The 24,334-nt window shown below is 62.4% G+C and carries 20 protein-coding genes; 14 read left to right on the top strand and 6 right to left on the bottom strand.

Annotated elements, in window-relative coordinates; translation table 11 throughout:
• Positions 1 to 357 precede the first annotated feature (357 nt).
• Together groL and groES are read right to left on the bottom strand one after the other, a co-directional pair.
• Positions 358 to 2,001 (bottom strand): chaperonin GroEL, encoded by a 1,644-nt coding sequence (groL, locus tag ASC90_RS20415; protein ID WP_056544374.1) that lies wholly within the window; start codon positions 1,999 to 2,001, stop codon positions 358 to 360.
• A 71-nt stretch (positions 2,002 to 2,072) separates the two neighbouring features.
• Positions 2,073 to 2,369, bottom strand: coding sequence for a co-chaperone GroES (gene groES, locus ASC90_RS20410; protein WP_003545797.1), 297 nt, complete (start codon positions 2,367 to 2,369; stop codon positions 2,073 to 2,075).
• Between the two features lie 167 nt (positions 2,370 to 2,536).
• Here groES and chrA point away from each other — a divergent pair, with 167 nt between their 5' ends.
• The 5 genes from chrA (at position 2,537) to ASC90_RS20385 (ending at position 9,835) form a co-directional block, all read left to right on the top strand.
• Positions 2,537 to 3,943, top strand: a complete 1,407-nt coding sequence (gene chrA / locus ASC90_RS20405; protein ID WP_056544370.1) for a chromate efflux transporter — start codon at positions 2,537 to 2,539, stop codon at positions 3,941 to 3,943.
• A 105-nt stretch (positions 3,944 to 4,048) separates the two neighbouring features.
• Positions 4,049 to 4,897, top strand: coding sequence for a TIGR01459 family HAD-type hydrolase (locus ASC90_RS20400; RefSeq protein WP_056544367.1), 849 nt, complete (start codon positions 4,049 to 4,051; stop codon positions 4,895 to 4,897).
• Between the two features lie 27 nt (positions 4,898 to 4,924).
• Complete coding sequence (locus ASC90_RS20395; RefSeq protein WP_056544364.1) at positions 4,925 to 5,908, top strand: bifunctional riboflavin kinase/FAD synthetase; 984 nt, start codon at positions 4,925 to 4,927, stop codon at positions 5,906 to 5,908.
• 253 nt (positions 5,909 to 6,161) lie between these two features.
• Positions 6,162 to 9,071: an isoleucine--tRNA ligase gene (ileS, locus tag ASC90_RS20390; RefSeq protein ID WP_056544361.1), complete on the top strand. Its 2,910-nt coding sequence runs from the start codon at positions 6,162 to 6,164 to the stop codon at positions 9,069 to 9,071.
• A 134-nt stretch (positions 9,072 to 9,205) separates the two neighbouring features.
• Positions 9,206 to 9,835, top strand: coding sequence for a hypothetical protein (locus ASC90_RS20385; protein ID WP_056544356.1), 630 nt, complete (start codon positions 9,206 to 9,208; stop codon positions 9,833 to 9,835).
• A gap of 423 nt (positions 9,836 to 10,258) precedes the next feature.
• On the opposite strand, the gene ASC90_RS20380 is transcribed toward ASC90_RS20385, so the two are convergent.
• Positions 10,259 to 10,690: a nucleoside deaminase gene (locus ASC90_RS20380; protein WP_056544353.1), complete on the bottom strand. Its 432-nt coding sequence runs from the start codon at positions 10,688 to 10,690 to the stop codon at positions 10,259 to 10,261.
• An 89-nt stretch (positions 10,691 to 10,779) separates the two neighbouring features.
• Here ASC90_RS20380 and ASC90_RS20375 point away from each other — a divergent pair, with 89 nt between their 5' ends.
• Genes ASC90_RS20375 through ASC90_RS20365 form a run of 3 tightly spaced genes read left to right on the top strand, consistent with a single transcriptional unit; the run spans position 10,780 to position 14,373 of the window.
• Positions 10,780 to 12,909 carry a pseudouridine synthase gene (locus ASC90_RS20375; protein WP_056544350.1) on the top strand — a complete coding sequence of 710 codons (2,130 nt, stop codon included), beginning with the start codon at positions 10,780 to 10,782 and terminating at the stop codon, positions 12,907 to 12,909.
• The gene (gene rsmD / locus ASC90_RS20370) at positions 12,890 to 13,450 is read left to right on the top strand and encodes a 16S rRNA (guanine(966)-N(2))-methyltransferase RsmD (RefSeq protein WP_056544346.1); all 561 of its coding nucleotides are present in this window, start codon (positions 12,890 to 12,892) and stop codon (positions 13,448 to 13,450) included. Before ASC90_RS20375 ends, rsmD begins: the two co-directional genes overlap by 20 nt.
• A 23-nt stretch (positions 13,451 to 13,473) precedes the next feature.
• Positions 13,474 to 14,373, top strand: a complete 900-nt coding sequence (locus tag ASC90_RS20365) for a patatin-like phospholipase family protein (RefSeq protein ID WP_056544343.1) — start codon at positions 13,474 to 13,476, stop codon at positions 14,371 to 14,373.
• Here ASC90_RS20365 and ASC90_RS20360 read toward each other — a convergent pair.
• Positions 14,370 to 16,181, bottom strand: a complete 1,812-nt coding sequence (locus ASC90_RS20360; protein ID WP_056544952.1) for a monovalent cation:proton antiporter-2 (CPA2) family protein — start codon at positions 16,179 to 16,181, stop codon at positions 14,370 to 14,372. The two genes, ASC90_RS20365 and ASC90_RS20360, sit on opposite strands and share 4 nt — an antisense overlap.
• Before the next feature lie 116 nt (positions 16,182 to 16,297).
• On the opposite strand from ASC90_RS20360, the gene ASC90_RS20355 reads away from it, so the two are divergent.
• The 6 genes from ASC90_RS20355 (at position 16,298) to lpxK (ending at position 22,102) form a co-directional block, all read left to right on the top strand.
• On the top strand, positions 16,298 to 17,644 hold the full coding sequence (locus ASC90_RS20355; protein WP_056544340.1) for a TldD/PmbA family protein: 1,347 nt from the start codon (positions 16,298 to 16,300) through the stop codon (positions 17,642 to 17,644).
• A gap of 17 nt (positions 17,645 to 17,661) precedes the next feature.
• Positions 17,662 to 18,468, top strand: coding sequence for a 3'(2'),5'-bisphosphate nucleotidase CysQ (locus ASC90_RS20350; RefSeq protein WP_056544337.1), 807 nt, complete (start codon positions 17,662 to 17,664; stop codon positions 18,466 to 18,468).
• Between the two features lie 61 nt (positions 18,469 to 18,529).
• Positions 18,530 to 18,775, top strand: a complete 246-nt coding sequence (locus ASC90_RS20345) for a DUF4170 domain-containing protein (RefSeq protein WP_056544334.1) — start codon at positions 18,530 to 18,532, stop codon at positions 18,773 to 18,775.
• 136 nt (positions 18,776 to 18,911) lie between these two features.
• The gene (waaA, locus tag ASC90_RS20340) at positions 18,912 to 20,231 is read left to right on the top strand and encodes a lipid IV(A) 3-deoxy-D-manno-octulosonic acid transferase (protein ID WP_056544331.1); all 1,320 of its coding nucleotides are present in this window, start codon (positions 18,912 to 18,914) and stop codon (positions 20,229 to 20,231) included.
• A 13-nt stretch (positions 20,232 to 20,244) separates the two neighbouring features.
• Positions 20,245 to 20,958 (top strand): HAD family hydrolase, encoded by a 714-nt coding sequence (locus ASC90_RS20335; protein WP_056544328.1) that lies wholly within the window; start codon positions 20,245 to 20,247, stop codon positions 20,956 to 20,958.
• Between the two features lie 106 nt (positions 20,959 to 21,064).
• The gene (gene lpxK / locus ASC90_RS20330; RefSeq protein ID WP_056544326.1) at positions 21,065 to 22,102 is read left to right on the top strand and encodes a tetraacyldisaccharide 4'-kinase; all 1,038 of its coding nucleotides are present in this window, start codon (positions 21,065 to 21,067) and stop codon (positions 22,100 to 22,102) included.
• Positions 22,103 to 22,105: 3 nt separating this feature from the next.
• Here lpxK and ASC90_RS20325 read toward each other — a convergent pair whose 3' ends face one another.
• On the bottom strand, positions 22,106 to 22,336 hold the full coding sequence (locus tag ASC90_RS20325) for a DUF2093 domain-containing protein (RefSeq protein WP_056544323.1): 231 nt from the start codon (positions 22,334 to 22,336) through the stop codon (positions 22,106 to 22,108).
• Positions 22,337 to 22,402: 66 nt separating this feature from the next.
• Positions 22,403 to 24,220 carry a DNA mismatch repair endonuclease MutL gene (gene mutL, locus ASC90_RS20320; protein WP_056544320.1) on the bottom strand — a complete coding sequence of 606 codons (1,818 nt, stop codon included), beginning with the start codon at positions 24,218 to 24,220 and terminating at the stop codon, positions 22,403 to 22,405.
• Positions 24,221 to 24,334 lie beyond the last annotated feature (114 nt).

The raw sequence follows: 24,334 nt of genomic DNA, 5'->3' as shown, positions 1-24,334 counted from the left end.
TGCTTGCATCTGACGCTCGACAGCGTTTGCGGGGTCGTGGAAGCCTAGATATGCAAAAAAAGATGGAAAATTCGCCTTATGATTGAATGTAAACGGTTTCAGTGCGACGGTTGTCCCTTGGTGATGCATGAATTTGCATGGCTTCGAATGTGAGTGCCGGGGAAAAACGCGCAGGCAGGCAAGCCCGGCGAAAGCTTCAGTCAATGCGAGGCATGCTCACAAGCTGGTTAATCGTTTCACCGTATGATTGAAGGGAATCAGGCTCACGGCGAATCAATTGTAAAACGAAAAGGGCGGCCCGAAGACCGCCCTTTCCGTAACCTGAACCGGATGGCTCAGATGTGAGACCCGAAGGTCTTACATCATGTCCATGCCGCCCATGCCGCCCATGCCGCCAGGCATGCCGCCGCCAGCCGAATCCTTCTTGGGAAGTTCGGCGATCATGGCTTCAGTCGTGATCAGCAGCGAGGCAACCGAAGCTGCGTTCTGCAGAGCCGTACGAACAACCTTGAGCGGGTCGACGATGCCCATGGCGATCATGTCGCCATATTCGGATGTCTGGGCGTTGTAGCCGTAGTTGTCTTCGTTCTTGTCGAGAACCTTGCCGACCACGATGGAAGCTTCGTCACCAGCGTTTTCAGCGATCTGGCGAACCAGCGACTGCAGGGCGCGGCGAACGATGTTGACACCGGCTTCCTGGTCGTCGTTTGCACCCTTGACGGTGATCTTCGTAGAAGAGCGCAGAAGAGCAATGCCGCCGCCGGCGACGATGCCTTCCTGAACAGCAGCGCGCGTCGCGTTGAGAGCGTCGTCGATGCGGTCCTTCTTTTCCTTGACTTCAACTTCCGTGGAGCCGCCGACGCGGATGACGGCAACGCCGCCAGCGAGCTTGGCAAGGCGTTCCTGCAGCTTTTCGCGGTCATAGTCCGAAGTGGTTTCTTCGATCTGAGCCTTGATCTGTGCAACGCGGCCTTCGATGTCGGACTTGGCGCCAGCGCCGTCGACGATCGTGGTGTTTTCCTTGGAGATCGAAACCTTCTTCGAACGGCCGAGCATGTCGAGCGTTACGGATTCCAGCTTGATGCCGAGGTCTTCGGAGATGACCGTGCCGCCCGTGAGGATGGCGATGTCTTCCAGCATTGCCTTGCGGCGATCGCCGAAGCCAGGAGCCTTGACAGCAGCAATCTTCAGGCCGCCGCGCAGCTTGTTGACGACGAGCGTTGCAAGAGCTTCGCCTTCGACGTCTTCAGCGATGATGAGGAGCGGCTTGCCGGTCTGAACGACAGCTTCGAGAACCGGAAGCATTGCCTGCAGGTTCGAGAGCTTCTTTTCGTGGAGCAGGATGAACGCGTCTTCGAGGTCCGCAATCATCTTTTCCGGGTTGGTCACGAAGTATGGGCTGAGGTAGCCGCGGTCGAACTGCATGCCTTCGACGACTTCGAGTTCGGTTTCGGCGGTCTTGGCTTCTTCAACGGTGATGACGCCTTCGTTGCCAACCTTCTGCATGGCTTCAGCAATGTCGAGACCGACCTGCTTGTCGCCGTTTGCCGAGATCGTGCCGACCTGTGCGACTTCTTCCGAAGTCGAGATCTTCTTGGCCTTGGCCTGGAGGTCCTTGACGACTTCGGCAACAGCGAGGTCGATGCCGCGCTTCAGGTCCATCGGGTTCATACCGGCAGCAACGGCCTTGTTGCCTTCGCGAACGATCGCCTGGGCAAGAACGGTAGCTGTCGTGGTGCCGTCGCCGGCGATGTCGTTGGTCTTCGAAGCAACTTCGCGGACCATCTGGGCGCCCATGTTCTCGAACTTGTCTTCAAGTTCGATTTCCTTGGCGACCGATACGCCGTCCTTGGTGATGCGCGGAGCGCCGAAGGACTTGTCGATGATGACGTTGCGACCCTTCGGGCCGAGCGTTACCTTCACTGCGTCAGCGAGAACGTCGACGCCCTTGAGCATCTTTTCGCGCGCGGTGCGGCCAAACTTGATTTCTTTAGCTGCCATGATTGTGACTCCTAAATTCGGGTGTCCGGGGTTGAAACCGGTCGGCTATGTCGGAAAGGCCAGCGGCTGGATCAGCCGATGATGCCCATGATGTCGGCTTCCTTCATGATCAGAAGGTCTTCGCCGTCGATCTTGACTTCGGTACCGGACCACTTGCCGAACAGAATGCGGTCGCCAGCCTTGACGTCGAGAGCGACGACCTTGCCGGACTCATCGCGCGCGCCGGAGCCGACGGCGACGATTTCGCCTTCCTGCGGCTTTTCCTTGGCGGTATCAGGAATGATGATGCCGCCCTTGGTCTTGGCTTCGGATTCAACGCGGCGAACAACGACGCGATCGTGCAGGGGGCGGAAATTGGTGCTTGCCATTGTCTAATCCCTCGATCAAATGACACTCGCGAGCCGAGCGGCCCACGCGGATGGATGTTAGCACTCGCTTGTCTTGAGTGCTAGCGGCCTGCATTTAGGGATGGCTCCGGAGCGTGTCAAGAAGTCCTTTCCTGAATCTTGCTCCCGTTTTGTGAAGAGGCCGCGAATTGTCCGTGGTGACTGATGAAAAAATTCCGTATCCGAGCCTTCGGGAAGCGATCGGCGTCTGGGCGAAGATCGGCTGTTTGAGTTTCGGTGGCCCCGCCGGTCAGATCGCGTTGATGCACAAGACGCTGGTCGAGGAGAAGCGCTGGATTTCCGAGGAGCGCTTCCTGCATGCGTTGAGCTTCTGCATGCTGCTGCCGGGGCCAGAGGCGCAACAATTGGCAACCTACATCGGCTGGCTGATGCATGGGGTGCGCGGCGGGTTGATTGCCGGCCTGCTGTTCATCCTGCCGGGCTTTGCCGTGATCCTGCTCCTGTCTGGCCTCTATGCCGTGTTCCAGGATGCGGCGTGGTTGTCGGCGCTGTTCTTCGGGTTGAAGGCCGCGGTTCTCGCGATCGTCATCGAAGCGCTGCTGCGGCTGTCGCGGCGGGCGCTGAAGGGACGGTTTCACTACTATGTCGCTGCGGCATCGTTTCTGGCGCTGTTCCTGTTGAACCTGCCATTCCCGCTTGTGGTCATCCTTGCCGGCGGCGCCGGGTTCCTGATGAAGCGCTACGGCCAAGCGAGCGCGGACATAGCGCAGGCGCAGCCTGCCGCGTCACCTCGCGGCCGACGATCCCTGACGACCCATGCCATCGCGAAGCCGCTGCTGGTCCTGGTGTTCTGGGTTCTTGTCTGGCAGTCACCACTGCTTCTTGTTCGCAGCCTCGATGCGCCGACCGACCTGATCGCCGAGACATTGAGCGGCGAAACCAACGTCTTTGGTGCGGTCTTCATCTTCTTCTCGAAAATGGCCGTCATCACGTTCGGCGGCGCCTATGCGGTCCTTTCATACGTGGCTCAGGTCGCGGTCGGGCACTATGCCTGGCTGAAGCCTGGCGAAATGCTGGATGGCCTGGCGCTTGCCGAGACCACTCCCGGGCCGCTGGTCCTGGTCCTCTGTTTCGTCGGCTTCCTGGCCGGTTTTCGCAATCCGATCGACATGGCGCCGTTGGCCGGAGGCGTTCTCGGCGCCAGCCTGGCTGCATGGGCGACCTTCGTCCCGAGTTTCATCTGGATCTTCGCCGGCGCGCCATTCATCGAAAAACTGCGCGACAATGCGATGTTGTCCGCAGCCTTGTCGGCAATCACGGCGGCTGTCGTCGGGGTGATCCTCAATCTTGCCCTGTGGTTCGGCCTGCACGTCCTGTTTGCCGAAGTCGGCCGCGTCGCCATCCTCTCCAGGGGTGCCGGCTTGCCGCTGGTCAGCCTCGCCTGGCCGGACTGGCGCACGCTCGACGTCGCGGCACTCGCGCTTTTTGCAATCGCCTCGGTCATGCTCTTTCGGTTCAGGATCGGCATGGTAAAGGTCCTCGGCGTCTGCGCGCTTGCCGGCCTGGCGATCGAGGGCGCGGAGATATTTCTGTGACGGCCGGATGACGGACTTTTTGCCTTCTCCGGCCGCAAAATGCCTTGCCATTGCGGCATGCCTTTGCGATGTCACCGGTGAATGAGTGCAAATCGGGAAATTGGAATGGCCAAGCGCATCAAAAACTTTGCGGAAATCACCAGTCACTACGACGCGGTGTTCTGCGATGTGTGGGGTGTCCTGCACAACGGCATCGATCCGTTCCCGAAAGCGGCTGCCGCCCTTGAAGTCGCACGCGGCGAGGGGCTGACTGTCGTCCTCATCACCAACTCCCCGCGCATTGCCCCGCAGGTCGTGGATCAGCTTCGCCAGATCGGCATCCAGGACGAGGCCTATGACCGGATCGTCACCTCGGGCGACGTCACCCGCGGTTTGATCGCCGAAGGCCCCAGGAAGGTGTTCCTGCTTGGTCCCGAGCGCGACCTCGCGATCATCGAAGGTCTTGGTGTCGAGCGTGTCGATGCCGACGACGCTGACTCGGTTGTCTGCACCGGCTTCTTCGACGACGAGACGGAGAAGCCGGAAGACTACACCGACATGCTGAAGGGCTTTCAGGAGCGCAATGTACCGATGATCTGCGCCAATCCCGATCTCGTGGTTGAGCGCGGACACCGCATCATTCCGTGCGCCGGCGCAATGGCTGCCTATTACAACCAGCTTGGCGGCGAAACGCGCATCGCCGGCAAGCCGCACACGCCGATCTACGACGCCGTTCTTTCGGTTGCCCGCGAGGCGCACGGCGATTTCCCGCTGGACCGCGTCCTGGCGATCGGCGACGGCATGCCTACCGATGTGCGCGGCGCTCTCGATTACGGTCTCGACCTCCTCTATATCAGCGGCGGTATTCACGCGAAGGAATATACGCTCAACGGCCAGACCGACGAGGCAATCCTCACGGCCTATCTCGAACGGGAGAGAGCGACGCCGAAGTGGTGGATGCCTCGCCTCGCATAAAGAGCCCCGCATGAGAAAAGCCAGCCGATGACCGTCTTTCACCGCAATGAAACCCGCGAACCACTGCCAGCCCTACTGCGCGGCGGCGTGATCGCAATCGGCAATTTCGACGGTGTGCACCGCGGTCACCAATCAGTCTTGGAGCGGGCGCTGGAGATTTCCCGCGAGCGCGGCATCCCGGCGCTCGTTCTCACCTTCGAGCCGCATCCGCGCACCGTGTTTCGGCCGGAGATGCCGGTTTTCCGCATCACGCCGGCGCCGCTGAGGGCGCGCGTCCTCGAAGCCCTGGGCTTCAATGCCGTCATCGAATATCCGTTCGATCGCGAATTCTCGCAGCGCTCCGCCGACGATTTCATTCATTCGATCCTCAAGGATTGGCTCGGCGCCTCGGAAGTCGTCACCGGTTTCGATTTTCACTTCGGCCGGGGCCGCGAAGGCGGACCCGCCTTCCTGATGGACGCTGGCCAGAAATACGGATTCGGCGTCACACTGATCGATGCATTTCGCGACGAGAACACCGATGTCGTCTCTTCGAGCCGCATCCGCGAATTGCTGAAGGACGGCAATGTCACCGAGGCAGCGGCCATGCTCGGCTATCACTACACGGTGGAGGCAGAGGTGATCGACGGCGAAAAGCTCGGCCGGCAACTGGGCTTCCCGACCGCCAACATGCAACTGCCGCCGGAGGCCGATCTGAAGGCCGGCATCTACGCCGTCCGCTTCCGGCTCGCCGACGGGACCCTCCATGACGGCGTCGCGAGCTACGGCCGGCGCCCGACAGTGACCGACAACGGCGCACCGCTGCTGGAGACCTTTGTCTTCGATTTCAACGGCGATCTCTACGGGCAAATCTGTTCCGTCTCCTTCTTCGGCTATCTGCGCCCGGAACTGAAGTTCGACGGTCTGGAGCCGCTCGTCGAGCAGATGAACCGCGACAAGGAAGAGGCGAGGGCGCTGCTCGCGGGTGTCCAGCCGCTCGGCGAACTCGACCGCAAAATCTGCTTTCCCTGAGTTTCGGGCTCCGCTGCCGTCTTGGTTTCGAGCCCGATTTCCTCTTCCTTTTCCGCCGAAAAACGCCTATGAACCGGCCCGATGAATAAATTCCGGCTGGCGATCACGATACGAATTATCGGCCCGGCCTTCCGCGCGCGCTAAGCGGCCGGAAGGTCCGGGTTTTTGGCGCTCGGGCGAACGAGCGCCACCGTCACCAAATATTTTCAAGCCCGTAGCGCCCATCCCGAGGCGCCAGAGACGATTGCCAGACATGACCGATACAGCCGAAAAGATCGATTACTCGAAGACCCTCTATCTGCCGGAAACCGACTTCCCGATGCGCGCGGGCCTGCCGCAGAAGGAGCCGGAAACGGTTGCCCGCTGGCAGCAGATGGGACTCTACAAGAAGCTCCGCGCCTCCGCCGCCGGCCGCGAAAAGTTCGTGCTGCACGATGGCCCTCCCTATGCCAACGGCAACATCCACATCGGCCACGCGCTGAACAAGATCCTCAAGGACGTCATCAACCGCTCGTTCCAGATGCGCGGCTTCGACGCCAACTACGTGCCCGGCTGGGATTGCCACGGCCTTCCGATCGAATGGAAGATCGAGGAAAAGTACCGCGAGAAGGGCAAGAACAAGGACGAGGTTCCGGTCAACGAGTTCCGCCAGGAATGCCGCGACTTCGCCGCCGGCTGGATCAAGATCCAGGCCGAAGAGTTCAAGCGCCTCGGCATCGAGGGCGACTTCGACAACCCCTACACGACGATGGCCTTCCACGCCGAAAGCCGCATCGCCGGCGAACTGCTGAAGATTGCAAAGTCAGGTCAGCTCTATCGCGGCTCCAAGCCGATCATGTGGTCGGTCGTCGAGCGCACGGCGCTGGCCGAAGCCGAAGTCGAATACCACGACATCGAGAGCGACATGATCTGGGTGAAGTTCCCGGTCAGGTTCGTAGTACGTGATGGTGCCGAAGCCAAATTCGATCTGCTGGATGCCTCAGTCGTAATCTGGACGACGACGCCTTGGACGATCCCCGGCAACCGCGCGATCGCCTATTCGTCGCGTGTTTCCTACGGTCTCTATGAAGTGACTGAAGCCGCCAACGATTTCGGACCGCGCCCCGGCGAAAAGCTGATCCTAGCCGACAAGCTGGCCGAGGATGCTTTCGCCAAGGCCAAGCTGCAGTTCAAGCGCCTGCGCGACGTTTCTGCGACGGATCTCGCGGGCATCAATTGCAGCCATCCTTTCCACGGCTTCGGCGGCGGCTACGAGTTCCTCGTTCCACTCCTCGATGGCGACCACGTCACCGATGACGCCGGTACCGGCTTCGTGCACACCGCCCCCAGCCACGGCCGCGAAGACTTTGACGCCTGGACGGGCCATGCCCGCGAGCTCGAGGCTCGCGGTATCGACACCAAGATCCCGTTCCCGGTCGACGACGCCGGCTTCTACACCGCTGACGCCCCCGGTCTCGAAGGCGCGCGCGTCATCGACGACAACGGCAAGAAGGGCGACGCCAACGATCGCGTCATCAAGGAACTCATCGCCCGCAACGCGCTGTTTGCGCGCGGCCGGCTGAAGCACTCCTATCCGCATTCCTGGCGCTCCAAGAAGCCGGTCATCTTCCGCAACACGCCGCAATGGTTCGTCTACATGGACAAGACGTTGGCCGACGGCACGACGCTGCGCTCGCGGGCGCTCACCGCCATCGACGACACCCGCTTCGTGCCCGCCGCCGGCCAGAACCGCCTGCGCGCCATGATCGAGGGCCGTCCGGACTGGGTGCTGTCGCGTCAGCGCGCCTGGGGCGTGCCGATCTGCGTCTTCGTCGACGAGACCGGCGAGGTTCTGGTCGATGAAGAGGTCAATGCCCGCATTCTCGAAGCCTTCGAGAAGGAAGGTGCCGATGCCTGGTTCGCCGACGGTGCACGCGAACGCTTCCTCGGCAAGAAGGCCAACGAGCCTTTGAAGCAGGTCATGGACATCCTCGATGTCTGGTTCGACAGTGGCTCCACCCACACATTCACGCTCGAAGACCGCCCCGACCTGAAGTGGCCGGCCGATCTCTACCTCGAAGGCTCCGACCAGCATCGCGGCTGGTTCCACTCGTCGCTGCTGGAATCGGCAGCCACCCGCGGCCGCGCGCCTTACAACGCCGTCCTTACCCATGGCTTCACCATGGACGAGAAGGGCGAGAAGATGTCGAAGTCGAAGGGCAACGTTACCTCGCCGCAGGAAATCATGAAGGATGCCGGCGCCGACATCCTGCGCCTCTGGGTCATGACCTCGGACTATGCCGACGACCTGCGCGTCGGCAAGACCATCATCCAGACCAACGTCGATGCCTATCGCAAGCTGCGCAACACCATTCGCTGGATGCTCGGCACGCTGGCCCATGACAAGGGCGAGACCTTCGAGCTTCAGGCCATGCCCGAGCTGGAACAGCTGATGCTCCACCGCCTGGCCGAACTCGACCAGCTGGTGCGCGAAAGTTATGACGCCTTCGACTTCAAGAAGATCGCCCGCGCGCTGATCGACTTCGCCAATGTCGAGCTCTCGGCCTTCTACTTCGACGTCCGCAAGGATGCGCTCTACTGCGACGCGCCGTCGAGCCCGCGCCGTCGTGCCTCGCTGCATGTCATCCGCACGATCTTCGATTGCATGGTGACCTGGCTGGCGCCGATGCTGCCTTTCACGACGGAAGAGGCATGGCTGTCGCGCAACCCTGAGGCCGTCTCCGTCCACCTCGAGCAGTTCCCGACCATTCCGGCGGACTGGAAGAACGAGGCGCTGGCCGAGAAGTGGAAGAAGATCCGCGCTGTCCGCACCGTCGTCACCGGGGCGCTCGAGATCGAGCGCAAGGACAAGCGCATCGGTTCATCGCTGGAAGCAGCCCCCGTCGTCCACATCGCCGATCCGGAGCTGATGAAGGCGCTGGAAGGCCAGGACTTCGAGGAGATCTGCATCACCTCCGGCATCTCAATCGACGGTTCCGAAGGCCCGGCGGATGCCTTCCGCCTGTCCGACGTGCCGCTGGTCTCGGTCGAGCCGACGCTGGCCGAGGGTACCAAGTGCGCTCGCTCGTGGCGGATCACCACCGATGTCGGATCCGATGCCGACTATCCCGATGTATCGGCCCGCGATGCGGCGGCTTTGCGTGAACTAGCGGTGCAAAACTGAAGAATATTGCCGGGTGAATTGCCTAATCGCGGTTCATCCGGTAAAAGCTGCCTGAAAATGGCCGGATTTTTGCGTCAAGGGGGACGATGTCCGGTAGGGGCGATGATTGCACCGGCATGGCTGGAAGGGTTTTCATGGTATCGACGCGTTGGTTTCGTCTGGGCGCCTGCCTGACTGTTGCAGTGGCAGGCAGCTCCTTGATCACCGGCTGCATGAGCAGCCCGCGCTATGGCACGGACAAGACGGCGATGCAGCAGCTGACGGATGACCTTGGTCAGTCCACGTCGCTCAGCGGCACCGAAGCGAAGAACAAGGGCGTGAAATATACGCCGCGTCCGTCTCTCGTCCTTCCGTCCGAGACGGCGAAGGCAACGCTCGTCGAGCCGCAGCAGTCGATTGCCAGCAAGGACAATCCGCAGTGGATCGAATCGCCCGAGGAGACGCGTGCGCGCCTTGTGCAGGAAGCCGACGAGAACAGCGACAAGTCAAGCTACCAGTCGCCGCTCGCCAACAACCAGATCGAAGGCGGCCGCCGCACCACGGAAGAGCAGACCAAGGCCTATCGCGAAGCCCGCGCGATCCAGAAGGGCGCCTATATCGATCAGCGTCGGGCTATTTCCGACCCGCCGACGGAATATCGCCAGATTGACGATCCAGCCAAGCTGGACGATCTCGGCGTACCGGAGCTGAAAAAGGACAAGAAGAAGAAGAAGGACGCCGCGATCGCCGGTAGCGGCAAGCAGTGGTGGAACCTGCTGCAGTAAGCCGCAGGGAAGATGAAAGCTTCGTCTTCGTAATTATCTCATATTTTCCGGTAATTTAACGGATTGGCGTAGCGATTTTTATCCCCGCATCTCCGATGCGGTGAATACTGATCGCGTCATCGGACAGGGAGCCGGCTTCGCGAACCGCGTCTTCTCGTTGAAAACCGGCATCCGGTGATGATTGCCGCAGGGAGGACGAAGCGCCGTCAGGGCTGCCCGTCCATCCGGTGAAACCAGTCCGAGAGACGCTCCTGTCGGTCTGCGGAACCCGGAAATCCCGAAGCAATCGGGCAGGCGACGCCGCCTGACACTACCATACCCTTAAACTGCCGCCTGCCTGTTCCCTGGCTTTCCGACCGTTGCGGAGAAACCTCCGGCGCGCTTGAAAATGATGCCTGCTGTCCGGCGTCCGACCCGGCCGGCCTAGTCCCGTTTCGCCTGGAAGAATTCCCGCAAGACGTCTGCCGCCTGCACCTCGTTGATGCCGGAGTACACATCCGGCGCATGATGACATGTCGGCTGCCGGTAGAACCGCACCCCGTTGTCCACCCCGCCGCCCTTCGGATCCTCGGCTCCGTAGTAGAGCCGGCGGATGCGCGCGAACGATATCGCCGCCGCGCACATCGTGCAGGGTTCCAGCGTCACGTAGAGATCTGCCCCGGTCAGTCGCTCCTGGCCCAGCGCTTCGCAGGCCAAGCGGATCGCTGCCACTTCGGCATGCGCGGTGACGTCGTTGAGTTCCCGCGTGCGGTTGCCGGAACGCGCGATGACGGTGCCGTCGAACACCAGCACGGCGCCGATCGGCACCTCGCCGCGCTCGCCTGCGGCACGCGCTTCATCGAGCGCCAGCTCCATAAACTGATTTGTCTTCACGATCCGACAATTTCCACTTAACCGCAGGGGCGCGAACTGATAGAAGGCCCCAAAAGGCAGGCAAACAACAAATGACATTCAAAGACAAGCCAAAACGGCCGGGTGGCAAGCCATCCCCGCGCGATACCGGCGCGAAAACAGGCGAAAAGCCGGCAAAGACGTTCGCCAAATCAGAGGCGAGCGCTGCTGGCGGCGACGGCAAGGCGGAGCGCATCTCGAAAGTGATGGCGCGCGCCGGCGTTGCCTCGCGTCGCGATATCGAACGCATGATCATGGACGGTCGCGTCACGCTGAACGGCAAGCCGCTCGAGACCCCGGTGGTCAACGTCACCCTGACCGACAAGATCGAGGTCGATGGCGTACCGATCCGTGGCATTGAGCGCACCCGTCTCTGGCTCTACCACAAGCCAGCCGGTCTCGTGACCACCAACTCCGATCCGGAAGGCCGCCACACGGTTTTCGACAATCTGCCGGATGATCTGCCGCGGGTCATGTCGATCGGTCGCCTCGATATCAACACCGAAGGCCTGCTGCTGCTCACCAACGACGGCGGCCTTGCCCGCGCGCTGGAACTGCCGACCACAGGCTGGCTGCGCCGCTACCGCGTCCGAGCGCACGGCGATATCGATCAGGATGCACTCGACAAGCTGAAGGACGGCATTGCCGTCGACGGTGTGCTCTACGGCGGCATCGAAGCGACGCTCGATCGCACCCAGGGCTCCAACGTCTGGCTCACCATGGGTCTGCGCGAAGGCAAGAACCGCGAAATCAAGAACGTCCTCGGCGCGCTTGGTCTCGACGTCAACCGGCTGATCCGCATTTCCTACGGCCCGTTTCAGCTCGGCGATCTGCCGGAGCGCGAAGTTGTCGAGGTCCGCGGCCGCACGCTGCGTGACCAGCTCGGCCCGCGCCTGATCGAAGACGCCAAGGCCAATTTCGACGCCCCGATCTACAACGCGCCGGCCCTTGCCGCCGAGGAAGAGATCGAAGCCAAGCCCGAACGCCGCGAGCGTTCATGGAAGCCGGAAGACAAGCGCGAACGCGCGCTGAGCCGTCTCGACACCAAGCGCGACGACCGTCGCGACAGTGGGCGTGATGGCGGCCGCGACGGCGGTGGCCGCGATTCCGGCCCCCGCAAGGACGACGACCGCCCGAAGCGCCCGGCGCTCGGTAGCCGTCGCAACGCCAATGTCTGGATGGCGCCCGGCGCCCGTCCGCTCGGCGAAAAGGCAGCCGCCAAAGCCGAGAAGAACGCCCAGACAGCGCTCCGCCGCGGCGAAAAACCCGGCCGCTCCAGGCCTCAGCCGACCAGCTACGACGACGGACCACGCGTACAGATCAACCGCGCCCGCGATGAAGAGGGCGAATGGATCCGGTCCAGCGAAGTCAGCAACGACGACGGCGGCCGCAAACGCTCCGGTGGCGAACGCGGTGACCGTGGTGGCCGTGGCGAAAAATCCTTCGGTGATCGCGCTCCTCGCGGCGACAAGCCCTTCGGCGACCGTCCGGCCCGTGGTGATAGGCCCGGTGGTGATCGCACCGCGCGTGGTGACAGACCTTATGGCGACCGTCCGCCTCGCGGTGATCGGCCAGCCGGTGATCGTCCCTCCCGCGGCGACCGACCGTTCGGCGACAAGCCGCGCGGGGATCGCAAGCCCCGCGAAGACGGCGAGCGTCCGCGCTCCTTCGGTGACCGCCCGGCCCGCAGCGACAGGCCTTATGGCGATCGTCCCGCGCGCAGCGAGCGTCCGGCAGGCGACCGTCCCGCCCGTGGGGATCGCCCGTTCGGCGACAAGCCACGCGGCGACCGCAAGCCACGCGAAGATGCTGCTGAACGCCCCCGTTCCTTCGGTGACCGTCCGGCCCGCAGCGAACGCCCAGCCGGTGATCGCCCTTATGGCGACAAGCCGCGCCGTCCGCGTGCAGAGGGTGACGAGCGTCCTCGCGCCAAGAGCTTTTCAGGCGAGGCTCGCTCCGAGCGTCCTGCCGGCGACAGACCTTCCGGAGATCGGCCGTTCGGCGATAAGCCGCGTGGCAAGAGCTTCGGCAAGCCGGCTGGTGTGAAGCCCGGTGGTGGAAAGAGTTTCTCCGGCAAGCCTTCGGGCGATCGGCCGGGTGGCGGTGGCAAGCCTGCGGGCGGGCCGTCGCGTGGTGGACCTAAGGGCAAGGGAATGGGACGCGGTGCGGATCGTCGGCGGTGAGTTTCGCGGACGGTCGCTCGCCGTACCCAAATCCAACGACATCCGTCCGACGGCAGATCGGACGCGCGAGAGCCTGTTCAATATTCTGAGCCATGCCTATCCGGAATGCGTCGATGGCACCCGGATACTCGACCTGTTCGCCGGCACCGGTGCCGTCGGCCTCGAAGCCGTCTCGCGCGGTTGCCGTCATGCGCTGTTTGTCGAAAACAGCGTCGAGGGCAGGGGCCTGCTCTGGGAAAACATCGATGCGCTCGGCCTGCACGGCAAGACCCGCATCCTGAGGCGCGACGCCACCGATCTCGGCAGCGTCGGCAACCTGGATCCGTTCCAGATGCTGTTTGCCGACCCGCCCTATGGCAAGGGTCTCGGCGAGAAGGCGATGGCCGCTGCCGCCAAGGGTGGCTGGCTGGAGCCGGGTGCGATTGCCGTGCTCGAAGAGCGTGCCGACATTGCCGTTTTGGTCGATCCCTCCTATCTGTTCCTTGAAAGCCGCATCTTCGGCGATACCAGGGTTCATTTCTTCCGCTATCAGCCTCAATAGGCCGCGGACCATCGGGGGCAGAGGTGAAACAGCAGGCCGAAAAGACCACCACTGAGTTACCTGCTGTTCAAGACGCTCCAAAGGGCTCCTTGCCGAGAATTGCCGTCGCCTTCGGCGGTGGCGGCGCTCGCGGCCTTGCCCATATCCACGTCATCGAAACGCTCGATGAACTCGGCATCCGCCCGGTAGCGATATCGGGCTCGTCGATCGGCGCTATCATGGGCGCGGGCATGGCGGCCGGCATGCCCGGCGAGGCGATCCGCGAACATGCCCTGGTGACCGTCGGCAACAAGACGGCGGTCGTCAGCAGGCTCTGGGGGCTGCGCCCGCAAACGGTCCGCGACGCGGTGGCCAACGGCGTGCGCATCGGCCAATTCAATCTCGAGCGCATCCTCAAGGCCTTTCTTCCGGCCGACCTGCCGGAGCGCTTCGAGGACCTGCCGATCCCGATGACGGTCACCGCCACCGATTATTACGGACAGAACGAGGTCCTCGTGAACGAGGGCGCGCTGTTTCCCGCGCTGGCTGCCTCCTCCGCCATTCCCGCCGTCTTCATGCCGGTGCGTCTCTACGGAAGGGTGATGATCGACGGTGGCATCAGCAATCCGGTGCCGTACGAATGCCTGATGGATCTGGCCGACATCGTAATAGGCATCGATGTCGTCGGCGCGCCCGAAGGAGACGGCACCCACATCCCGAACCGCATGGAAAGCATTTTCGGCTCCGGTCAGCTGATGATGCAAACGGCCATTTCCCTGAAGCTGCGACTGCAGCCGCCGCATATCTTCCTGCGCCCCGCCGTCGGGCGCACCGGCGTCATGGATTTTCTCAAGGCGCGCGAGGTTCTGGCCATGTCGGAAGGGGTCAAGGACGAACTGAAATACGCGCTCGATCGCGAGATAGAGGCGCGCCTGCAGGCCTAGGCATCCGCAATTGCCTCCGCGGTGCCTGCCAGTGGATCTGCCCCCAGATCCACTGGTCGCTTCGGCTTGACCAGCGGCTCCGGCTTGACCGGTTGCGAGAACAGCATGTCTCGGCCGGCTTGAAGCCCTTCCGTTACCTGCAGCACCAGGCGCTGCTCGTCCCGCTTGCGGATGTCTTCTCCGATCTCATAGGCGTTCACTTCGCTCACGCCCAGCGCCTCAAGCGTCCGGCGGCCGAACAGCAGGCCAGATTCCAGTGTCTCGCGCAGCTCGTAGTCGACGTTGCTGTTGCGCAGCGAGATCGAGTGAATACGATCATACGAGCGCACGAACAGCTTGGCCTGCGGGTAGTCCGACTGCACCAGCTCGACAATCTTGTCGGTTATCTCGCGCTTCTGCGTGCAGACGACGACGATCTTCGCACGGTCGATGCCGGACGCCCGCAGCACGTCCTTGCGCGTGCCGTCGCCGAAATAGATACGAAAACCGAACGACGATGCCTGCCGGATGCGATCGGCGGAGAAGTCGATGACGGTAACGGCACGTCCGCCGGCCAGCAGAATTTGCGCCGCGATCTGCCCGAAGCGCGAAAATCCGATCATCAGCACGTCGGCGCCGGCGCCCTCGAAATCCTCGTCCAGTTCTTCCCGTGCGTCGCCCTTGAGCAGTCGCTTTGAAAGCATCGAACCGACCGGCGTCAGCGCCATCGACAGTGTGACGATCGCGATCAGAAGCGATGCAGTGCTCGTGGGCATCAGGCCCGCCGCGCCGGCCGCCGAGAACAGCACGAAGCCGAACTCGCCGCCTTGTGGCAGCAGGAAGGCGATGCGAATGGCATCGTTATGTTGCGAGCCTGCGAGGCGGCACAGGATGTAGATGACGATCGCCTTGATCGCCATGACGATCGGTACGGCAACGATGATGAACAGGGCATTGTCACGCAGAACCTCGAGCTCGAGCGACAGCCCGACGGCGATGAAGAACATGGCGAGCAGGACGCCGCGGAACGGTTCGATGTCGGCCTCGAGTTCATGCCGATAGGACGACTCCGCAAGCATCACGCCGGACAGGAAGGCGCCCATCGCCATCGACAGTCCGGCAAGCTGCATCAGGCTTGCCGATCCCATCACCACGAAAAGGGCGGCTGCGATCATCGCCTCTCGGGCGCCTGTGCGGGCAATCACCTGGAACAGCGGTGTCAGCAGATAGCGCCCCATCACGATCATGGCGCCGACCGCGCCGACCGCGATTGTGAAATCGACAAACGGCGTGCCGGTGCCCTTGCCGCCGCCCTCAAGGACGCTGATCAGAGCCAATAGTGGCACGATGGCGAGATCCTGGAAGAGCAGCATCGAAAACGATCGCTGTCCGTAATGCGTGTTCACGGCGCCTTCGTCATCGAGAATTTGCATCGCGAAGGCGGTCGATGACAGCGCAAGGCCGAAGCCGGCAACGATACTTCCACGCAAGTCGAGCACGCCGGAGAGGTAGGTCGCCAGGGTCAAGAGCATTCCGGTCGAGACGACCTGAGCGCTACCCAATCCGAAGATGTCCCGTCGCATCTGCCATAGGCGCGTCGGCTTCAGTTCGAGCCCGATGATGAAAAGCAGGAAGACGACACCGAGTTCGGCAAAGTCAAGAATTTGCTCGCCATTGATCAGGCCATGAAAAATGGGGCCGATGACGACGCCTGCTGCCAGATAACCGAGCACGGTTCCGAGCCCCAGCCACTTGAAAATAGGCGCTGAAACCACGGTGCCGCCGAGCAGCAGGAGTGTTTCTGTGAAGAGGGCGTTCGGCTCGGACATGGTGCAAACTTCTTTCGGCGCGGCAAAGCGCGAGCGGTGCTTGAAAGAATCGGCACGTGCGGCCTTGATGCTTTCGATAGCGCACAATAAATGGAACGCGAAGGAAAGGCCAACTCATGTCCTCTGAATTTGATTCCTCGACGCTTCTTTCCCGCGCAAGCCAATTGATCGACCTGGCCACGAAGGCAGGGGCCGACGCCGCGGATGCGGTGGTGGTGCGCTCACGTTCGCAATCGGTCAGCGTCCGCCTTGGCAAGGTGGAAGGCACGGAATCCTCGGAAAGCGATGACTTCTCGCTGCGTGTCTTCATCGGAAAGCGCGTTGCCAGTGTTTCCGCCAATCCCGGCTTTGACCTTACCGCGCTTGCCGAGCGGGCGGTGGCGATGGCGAAGGTGTCGCCGGAAGACCCGTTTGCATGCCTCGCGGACGAGAACAAGCTGGCGAGGGACTATCCGGACCTGCAGCTTCTCGACACGACCGAGGTTTCGGCAGGCGAGTTGCGCGAGACAGCGCTTGCGGCTGAAGCGGCTGCACTGGCCGTCGAGGGCGTGACAAACTCCTCCGGTGCCGGCGCCTCGGCTGGCCGGGGAGGCATGGTTCTGGTGACCTCGCACGGCTTCGAGGGCAGCTACATGGCATCGCGCTTTGGCCGATCCGTCAGCGTCATTGCCGGGGAAGGCACCGGCATGGAGCGCGATTATGATTTCGACAGCCGCATCTACTACGCCGAGCTTGACGATGCGGCCGAGATCGGCCGGCGTGCCGGCGAGCGGGCGATAAAGCGGATCAACCCGCGGCAGGTCGATACCGGCAAGGATATTACGGTTGTCTTCGACCCCAGGGTTGCCCGCGGGTTTGTCGGGCATATCGCCGGTGCGATCAACGGCGCCTCCGTCGCCCGCAAGACGAGCTTCCTGCGTGACAGGATGGGACAGCAGGTTCTCAAGGCGGGGCTCTCGATCACCGATGACCCGCTGATCATGCGCGGTCCCTCCTCGCGTCCTTTCGACGGCGAGGGCATTTCCGGCGAACGGCTGGTGATGATCGAGGATGGCGTCCTGAAACACTGGTTCCTGTCGACCTCGACGGCACGGGAAATCGGCATGGAGACGAATGGCCGCGGCGTCCGCGGCGGCAATTCGGTGACACCGTCCTCGACCAACCTGGCCCTCGAACCAGGCGATATCTCACCGGAGGATCTGATCCGAAGCGTGGGCAACGGCTTCTACGTGACCGAACTGATCGGCCAGGGCGTCAACATGATCACCGGCGAATACAGCCGGGGCGCGACCGGTTTCTGGATCGAGAATGGTGAACTGACCTTCGCCGTCTCGGAAGTGACGATCGCGTCGAACCTCAAGGACATGTTCATGCGGGTAACGCCGGCAAACGACATCGACCGCAAGTTTGGTGTTGCCGCGCCGACGCTGGCGATTGAAGGAATGACGCTCGCTGGGCGTTGACGGATCGGATTGATGCAATGAGCGAAGTGGACATTGCCCGCTGGCGAGGCGATCTGGAGCTGATCGTGGACGCAGCAAGGCAGGCGGGTGCTGTTGCTCTCGGTCATTTCAATCAGTCGCCGCAGGTCTGGTGGAAGAATGGCGGGCGCTCGCCTGTCAGCGCCGCCGATTTTGCAGCCAACGAGACGCTTGAGACCATTCTCCGCGCCGCCCGGCCGAGCTACGGTTGGCTTTCCGAGGAAACCGACGACGACGCCGAGCGCCTCTCGAGGGAAACGCTGTTCATCGTCGATCCGATCGATGGCACCCGCGCATTTCTTGCGGGGCAGGACCTCTGGTGCGTGAGCGTCGCCGTTGTTTACCAGGGTCGGCCGGTTGCCGGTGTTCTCTATGCCCCGGCGCTCGATGAACTCTTCGAAGCTTCGGAAGGCGGCGTCGCGCTTAAGAATGGCACGCCGATCTCGGTGTCGGACGCTGCGTTGGACGCACCCGGCCGCTTTGCCATCGCTGAGGACGTGCTCATGGCGCTCCCCGACGAGCTGAGGCACAGGATCGAGCGCGTCAAGCATGTCCCGTCGCTTGCCTATCGCATCGCGATGGTGGCGGACGGTCGGCTGGACGGCACGTTCGTCAAGCGCAACTCCCACGATTGGGACCTTGCCGCCGCCGATTTGATCCTGGAATGCGCCGGCGGGCAGCTCGTTGACCTTGACAAGAATGTCCTTCTTTACAACCGCGTTCAGGTGAACCACGGCGAACTTTGCGCCGCCTCGCCAACTCGCCTCAGCGACTTCATCGCCGGGCTCCGCGCGCTCAGCAGTTGACGTTTCCGTCAAAATCCCTCAGATGAAGCGGCGGAGGAGAACAGAGCAGAAAGAGAAGAAAATGACCGAAACCGGCGGCAAAAAGCAGCTGTTGCACCTCGTATTCGGCGGCGAGTTGGAAAGTCTGGACGATGTCCAGTTCAGGGATCTGACGGGTCTCGACATCGTCGGCATATTCCCGGATTACGCCAGCGCGCTCACAGCCTGGAAGTCCAAGGCGCAGTCGACCGTGGACAACGCCCACATGCGCTATTTTATCGTTCACATGCATCGGCTGCTGGACCCCGAAGACAAGTCCCCGAAGTGATCATCGCCTCGACGCGGCTCTTCGCGAGCCGCGCACCGGCTGTTGACGCATTCTGGACAAACTGATCGGCCATTTCGGCTGCAACAATGATTGGGAATGGGTTGATGTCGATCATCGACGATCGGAGACACGCTAGATGAGTGGTCGCATGGCGCGTTTCGCGCTGGGCACTTATCAGGTTGCCGGGACGCTGCTGACACCCTTCGTTGGCGGATATCTCACGTACCGTGCTGCGAGGGGCAAGGAAGACCGTGCCCGCCGTCTTGAGCGTACGGGATACCCCAGTGCGGCCCGGCCGTCGGGTCCTCTGGTCTGGTTTCATGCGGCCAGCGTCGGCGAAACCAATGCCGTCATTCCTCTGATCCGCGAAATTCGCCGCCGCGACATCCACGTCATTCTGACCACTGGCACGGTTACGTCCGCCAAGCTTGCCGCCGAGCGGATCGGCAACGAAGCCATTCACCAGTATGTGCCGCTCGACCTCAAGCCGGCCGTCAGCCGGTTTCTGGAATACTGGCAGCCGGACTGCGCGCTGATCGCCGAGTCCGAGATCTGGCCGGCAACGCTGATGGAACTCGGACGCCGCCGCATTCCGCAAATTCTCGTGAATGCGCGCATGTCGGACCGCTCCTTCGAACGATGGGGCCGGCGTCCGTCGCTGGCCGAGGCATTGTTCGAGAACCTGGCATTGGTGATCGCGCAGTCCGATGTGGACGCGGAGCGGTTTCGCGATCTCGGCGCGCGGGACGTGATCATGTCCGGCAATCTGAAGGTCGACACCGACGCGCCGCCGTATGACGCAGGCGTGTTCGCCCGCTACAAGAAGCAGCTTGGCGACCGCAAGACCTGGGCCGCGATTTCCACCTTCGACGGTGAGGAGAAGGCTGCCGGCATCGTGCATCGCACGCTGAAGGAGCGAAACGGCCAACTGACGATCATCGTCCCGCGCCATCCCGAGCGCTGCGATGAAATCGAGGAAGAACTTGTAAAACAGGGGCTCAAGGTTGCTCGTCGCACCCGCGAGGACGTGTTGTCGCCGGATGTCGACATCTTTCTCGGCGACACCATCGGCGAGATGGGCCTGTATCTGCGTCTGACGGAGATTGCCTTCGTCGGTCGGTCGCTGTTTGGCGAGGGCGGCCAAAATCCGCTGGAGCCGGCCATGCTCGGCTGCGCCGTGCTGTCGGGCAGCAACGTCCAGAATTTCCGTGAGGCCTACCAGAAGCTCGCTCGCCGCGGCAGCGCCCGAATGGTCCGCGATACCGAGATGCTGGCCAAGGGCGTCCATTATTTGCTCGCCAACGACGACGCGCGACGCAATATGATCGAAGCGGGCATCGTGGCCGTGCAAGAAATGCGTGGCGCGCTGACGGCGACGGTTAAGGGGCTGGAGCCCTATATCAACCCGCTGACGGTGAAGGCGAGGTTGCTGCCGAAGACTGCGGACCAGCGCTGAGATTGGGACGGACATGCAGGCCATCAAGGGTATTCTTTTCGACAAGGACGGCACGCTTCTCGATTACGACGAGAGTTGGCTGCCAGTGAACCGCGAACTGGCGCGGATCGCTTCGGAAGGCGATCCGGCGCTTGCCGATCACCTGCTGTTGGCCTGCGGCATGGATCCGGTGACGGGGCACATCGTACCCGATAGCCTCCTTGCCGCCGGCAACACCCGTCAGATCGCCGACGGACTGGTCGCTGCAGGCTCCAGGCTCGACGTCGTCGAACTCACCACCAAGCTCGACACACTCTTCTCGCATGCCGCCGAGTTCTCCGTCGCGGTCACCGATCTTGCCGCCTTCTTCGGTCGCCTGCATGCGCGTGGCTTCCGTCTGGGTATCGCATCCAGCGACAACGAACGTTCGATCCGGCAGACGGCCCAGAGGTTCGGCTTTGCCCAGTTTGTCGATTACATCGCGGGCTATGACAGCGGCTTCGGCACCAAGCCCGAGGCGGGCATGGTTCTCGGCTTTTGCGCCGCGACGGGCCTCAGCCCATCTGAGGTCGCCGTCGTCGGCGACAACAACCACGACCTCCATATGGGTCGCAATGCGAAGGCCGGCGTCACCGTCGCCGTGCTGACCGGCACGGGATCGCGCGAGTCGCTGGCTGCCGCTTCCGACTATTGCCTTAATGACATTACCGAGCTCGAGAGCCTGCTACCCGGCCTCCAGCCTGCCTGACCTAGCAAGGGCTTGCTTTTTCTTGAAAATTGCCTTCTCTTTCCGCCCGGTTAAGGACAAAACCCGCCGGCATGATGCCAAGGGTTCGAGAGGCAGGACGGGAAGAATGGTATCCGAAGCGCCACCCTTCTGGTGGTCGAAGGCCGATTGGCGTGCCTGGACGCTCTATCCGATTTCCTTCCTCTATGGCCGTATTTCCGGCTACCGCATGACGCACGCCAAGCGCGTCTCCGTCGCTGTTCCGGTCATCTGCGTCGGCAACTTCACCGTCGGCGGTGCCGGCAAGACGCCAACGGCGCTGACCATCGCCCGTGCTGCAAAGGCAAGGGGCTTGAAGCCCGGTTTTCTCAGCCGGGGCTATAGCGGCTCGCTCGATGTTACCACCGTCGTTGATCCGGAGCATCACCGTGCGGTTGCAGTCGGCGACGAGCCGCTCCTTTTGGCACGTGAGGCCCTGACGGTGATCTCTCGCCGCCGCGTTGAAGGCGCCGAGCGTCTCGTCAAGGAAGGCGCCGACCTGATCATCATGGATGACGGTTTCCAGAGCGCGCGCATTGCGATCGATTATGCGCTGCTCGTGATCGATGCGTCACGTGGGCTGGGCAACGGTCATATCGTTCCCGGCGGTCCGGTGCGAGCGCCCATCCGCCTGCAGCTGCGCTACGCAACGGCTCTGGTGAAGGTCGGAAGCGGTGTGGCGGCGGACAAGATCGTTCGGATTGCCGCGCGTGCAGCCAAGCCCTATTTCACGGCGTCCCTGAAGGTCTGCGACGGAGCAGACCTGGCAGGGCGCAGCGTGCTTGCCTTCGCCGGCATCGCCGATCCGTCAAAATTCTTTAGGACGGTCGAATCGCTGGGCGCGCATATCGCCGCGAGCCGATCCTTCGGCGATCACGAGCATCTGGCTGACGACGAGATCGACGATATCATCTCGACAGCCGAACGCGACAATCTGCAGATCGTCACGACATCGAAGGATTTCGTGCGTCTCGCCGGCCATCATGGCAAAGCCGAGCAACTTGCCGGAAAATGCCGGGTCATCGAGGTCGAGATGGCGTTCGAAGACCACCTGGCGCCCAAGCTGATCATCGACCGGGCGATCGATGCTTGCCGCGAACGGCGTCTCAAGGAGAAGAAGGTCTAGCGGCTAGCGCTTCTGGTTTGGCAGAACGCCGGCACGCTTATCGGCTTCCAGCGACGCCACGGCATCGGCATAGGGCTCCTGTCGCGCGACGCTCCAATAGCGTAGTTCGTCCAGGGCGATCTGCTTGCCGGTGATGGCGCAGATGACATAAGAGCCTGGCGACAGGATCTGAAAGTCCGCATCGAGATACCGGATCTGCGCCTCGCGGTTTCCATGCCCTTCGAACAAATTCATTCGCTCCATTCCTTGCGGTCAGCTATCCCCTGCCATAACCCGACCCAGCCAGCATTTCCAGCTTTTTCAGCTCCGTCCGAACAGCCGCTCGATATCCGAAAGCTTTAGCTCGATAAAGGTCGGGCGGCCGTGATTGCATTGGCCTGAGCCTGGCGTCACTTCCATCTGGCGAAGAAGTGCGTTCATCTCTTCGGGACGCAGCCGCCGCCCGGAGCGAACCGATCCATGGCAAGCCATGGTCGCCGCGACATACTCGAGCTTGGCGGCGAGGCCGGATGCGGTATCCCATTCGGCAATCTCGTCGGCGAGTTGCCGAATGAGCCCGGACGCATCGACTTCGCCAAGCATCGCCGGCGTTTCCCGCACCGCGATAGCGCCGGGTCCGAAGCGTTCGATGGCGAGTCCGAGTTCGCCCAATTCCGACGAGAACTGCATCAATCGATCGCAATCCTCCTCAGGCAGGTCGACAATTTCGGGAATGAGCAGCACCTGCGAGGCGAGCCGCTTCGAATGCAGCGCCTTGCGCATCGCCTCGAAAACCAGACGTTCGTGGGCCGCGTGCTGGTCGACGATGACAAGGCCATCGTCGGTCTGCGCGACGATATAGTTTTCGTGAATCTGTGCGCGGGCGGCGCCCAACGGATAGCGGGTAGGCGCCTCGGTTTCGGGTGCGGACGGCGTAGGCGAAAAAGTTGGAGCCTCGCTTCGTGCGGTTGGCGATACAAGGCCATCGAAGGAGGCTTGCGGGCGCTCGCCAAACCCGTTCCCAACACCCTGATAAAACGGCCGGGAGGGCGATGTGGCGGCCGACCAGGGTTGCTGTGGTTGTTGCGGGCTCGCCTGGTAACCGGGCCGGAAGGCCCGCAACATGCCGTCGCCACCGGTCGTCGCAGCGCGACTTCCATCGCGCGCCAGCGCCTGGCGTATCGCGCCTATAATCAGGCCGCGCACCAGTTGAGGATCGCGGAACCGCACGTCCGATTTTGCCGGATGAACGTTGACGTCGACCAGGGCAGGGTCAAGCGCCAGCGACAGCACCGCGACGGGATAGCGCCCCGACGGGATCGTCTCCGCATAGGCGCCGCGAATGGCCGAAAGAATGAGCTTGTCCTGCACCGGACGACCGTTGACGAAGGCGTACTGATGAGCCGAATTGCCGCGGTTGAACGTTGGAACACCGGTAAAGCCGGTCAGCGATATGCCCTCGCGCTCGGCGTCGAGTTCGATCGCATTGTCCCTGAAATCCTTGCCGAGGATTTGCGCCATGCGCGCCAGATGGTCGTCGCCGGTCGCCGGAAACTCCAGCGTCGTTCGATCCGTGCCCGACAGTACGAAGCGCACGCCGGGAAAGGCGATCGCCATCCGCTTGACGACCTCGGTGATCGCCGCCGCCTCTGCCTTCTCGGTCTTCAGGAATTTCAGCCGGGCGGGCGTGGCGAAGAAAAGGTCGCGGACCTCGACGATGGTGCCGGGATTGGCGGCCGACGGCCTGATATGGGTGATCTTGCCGCCAGCGACCGCGATTTCGTTGCCGCCGGCGCTGTCCCTGCGTCGGCTGGAAATGCTGAGCCGCGCCACCGAGCCGATCGACGGCAATGCTTCGCCGCGAAAGCCGAGCGTGCGGATATCGTCCAGCGTATCGGAGATCTTCGACGTACAGTGACGCCGCACCGCCAGCTCAAGGTCGAGGGTGTCCATGCCGGAGCCGTTGTCGGAAACCCGCAGCAGACTCTTGCCGCCGCCGGATGTCGCTATCTCGATGCGCGTTGCGCCTGCATCCAGTGCGTTCTCGATCAATTCCTTCGCAGCGCTCGCCGGGCGTTCGATGACTTCGCCGGCGGCAATCTGGTTGATCAGGGTTTCGGAAAGCTGTCTTATTGCCATGATCCCATTCTCTTGGATTCGCCGGCCGGAGGGAAGGGCGAAAGCGCAAGCTGAGACGGCTTGTCCAGCATCGGAATCCGGCTGCTTAATGTTAAGCGCGCCTTAAGACAAAGC

The sequence above is a fragment of the Rhizobium sp. Root1220 genome (assembly GCF_001426265.1).
Classification (GTDB): Bacteria; Pseudomonadota; Alphaproteobacteria; order Rhizobiales; family Rhizobiaceae; genus Rhizobium.
The sequence above is the reverse complement of the archived record's forward strand: the minus strand, read 5'-3'. Positions and strand labels throughout refer to the sequence as shown.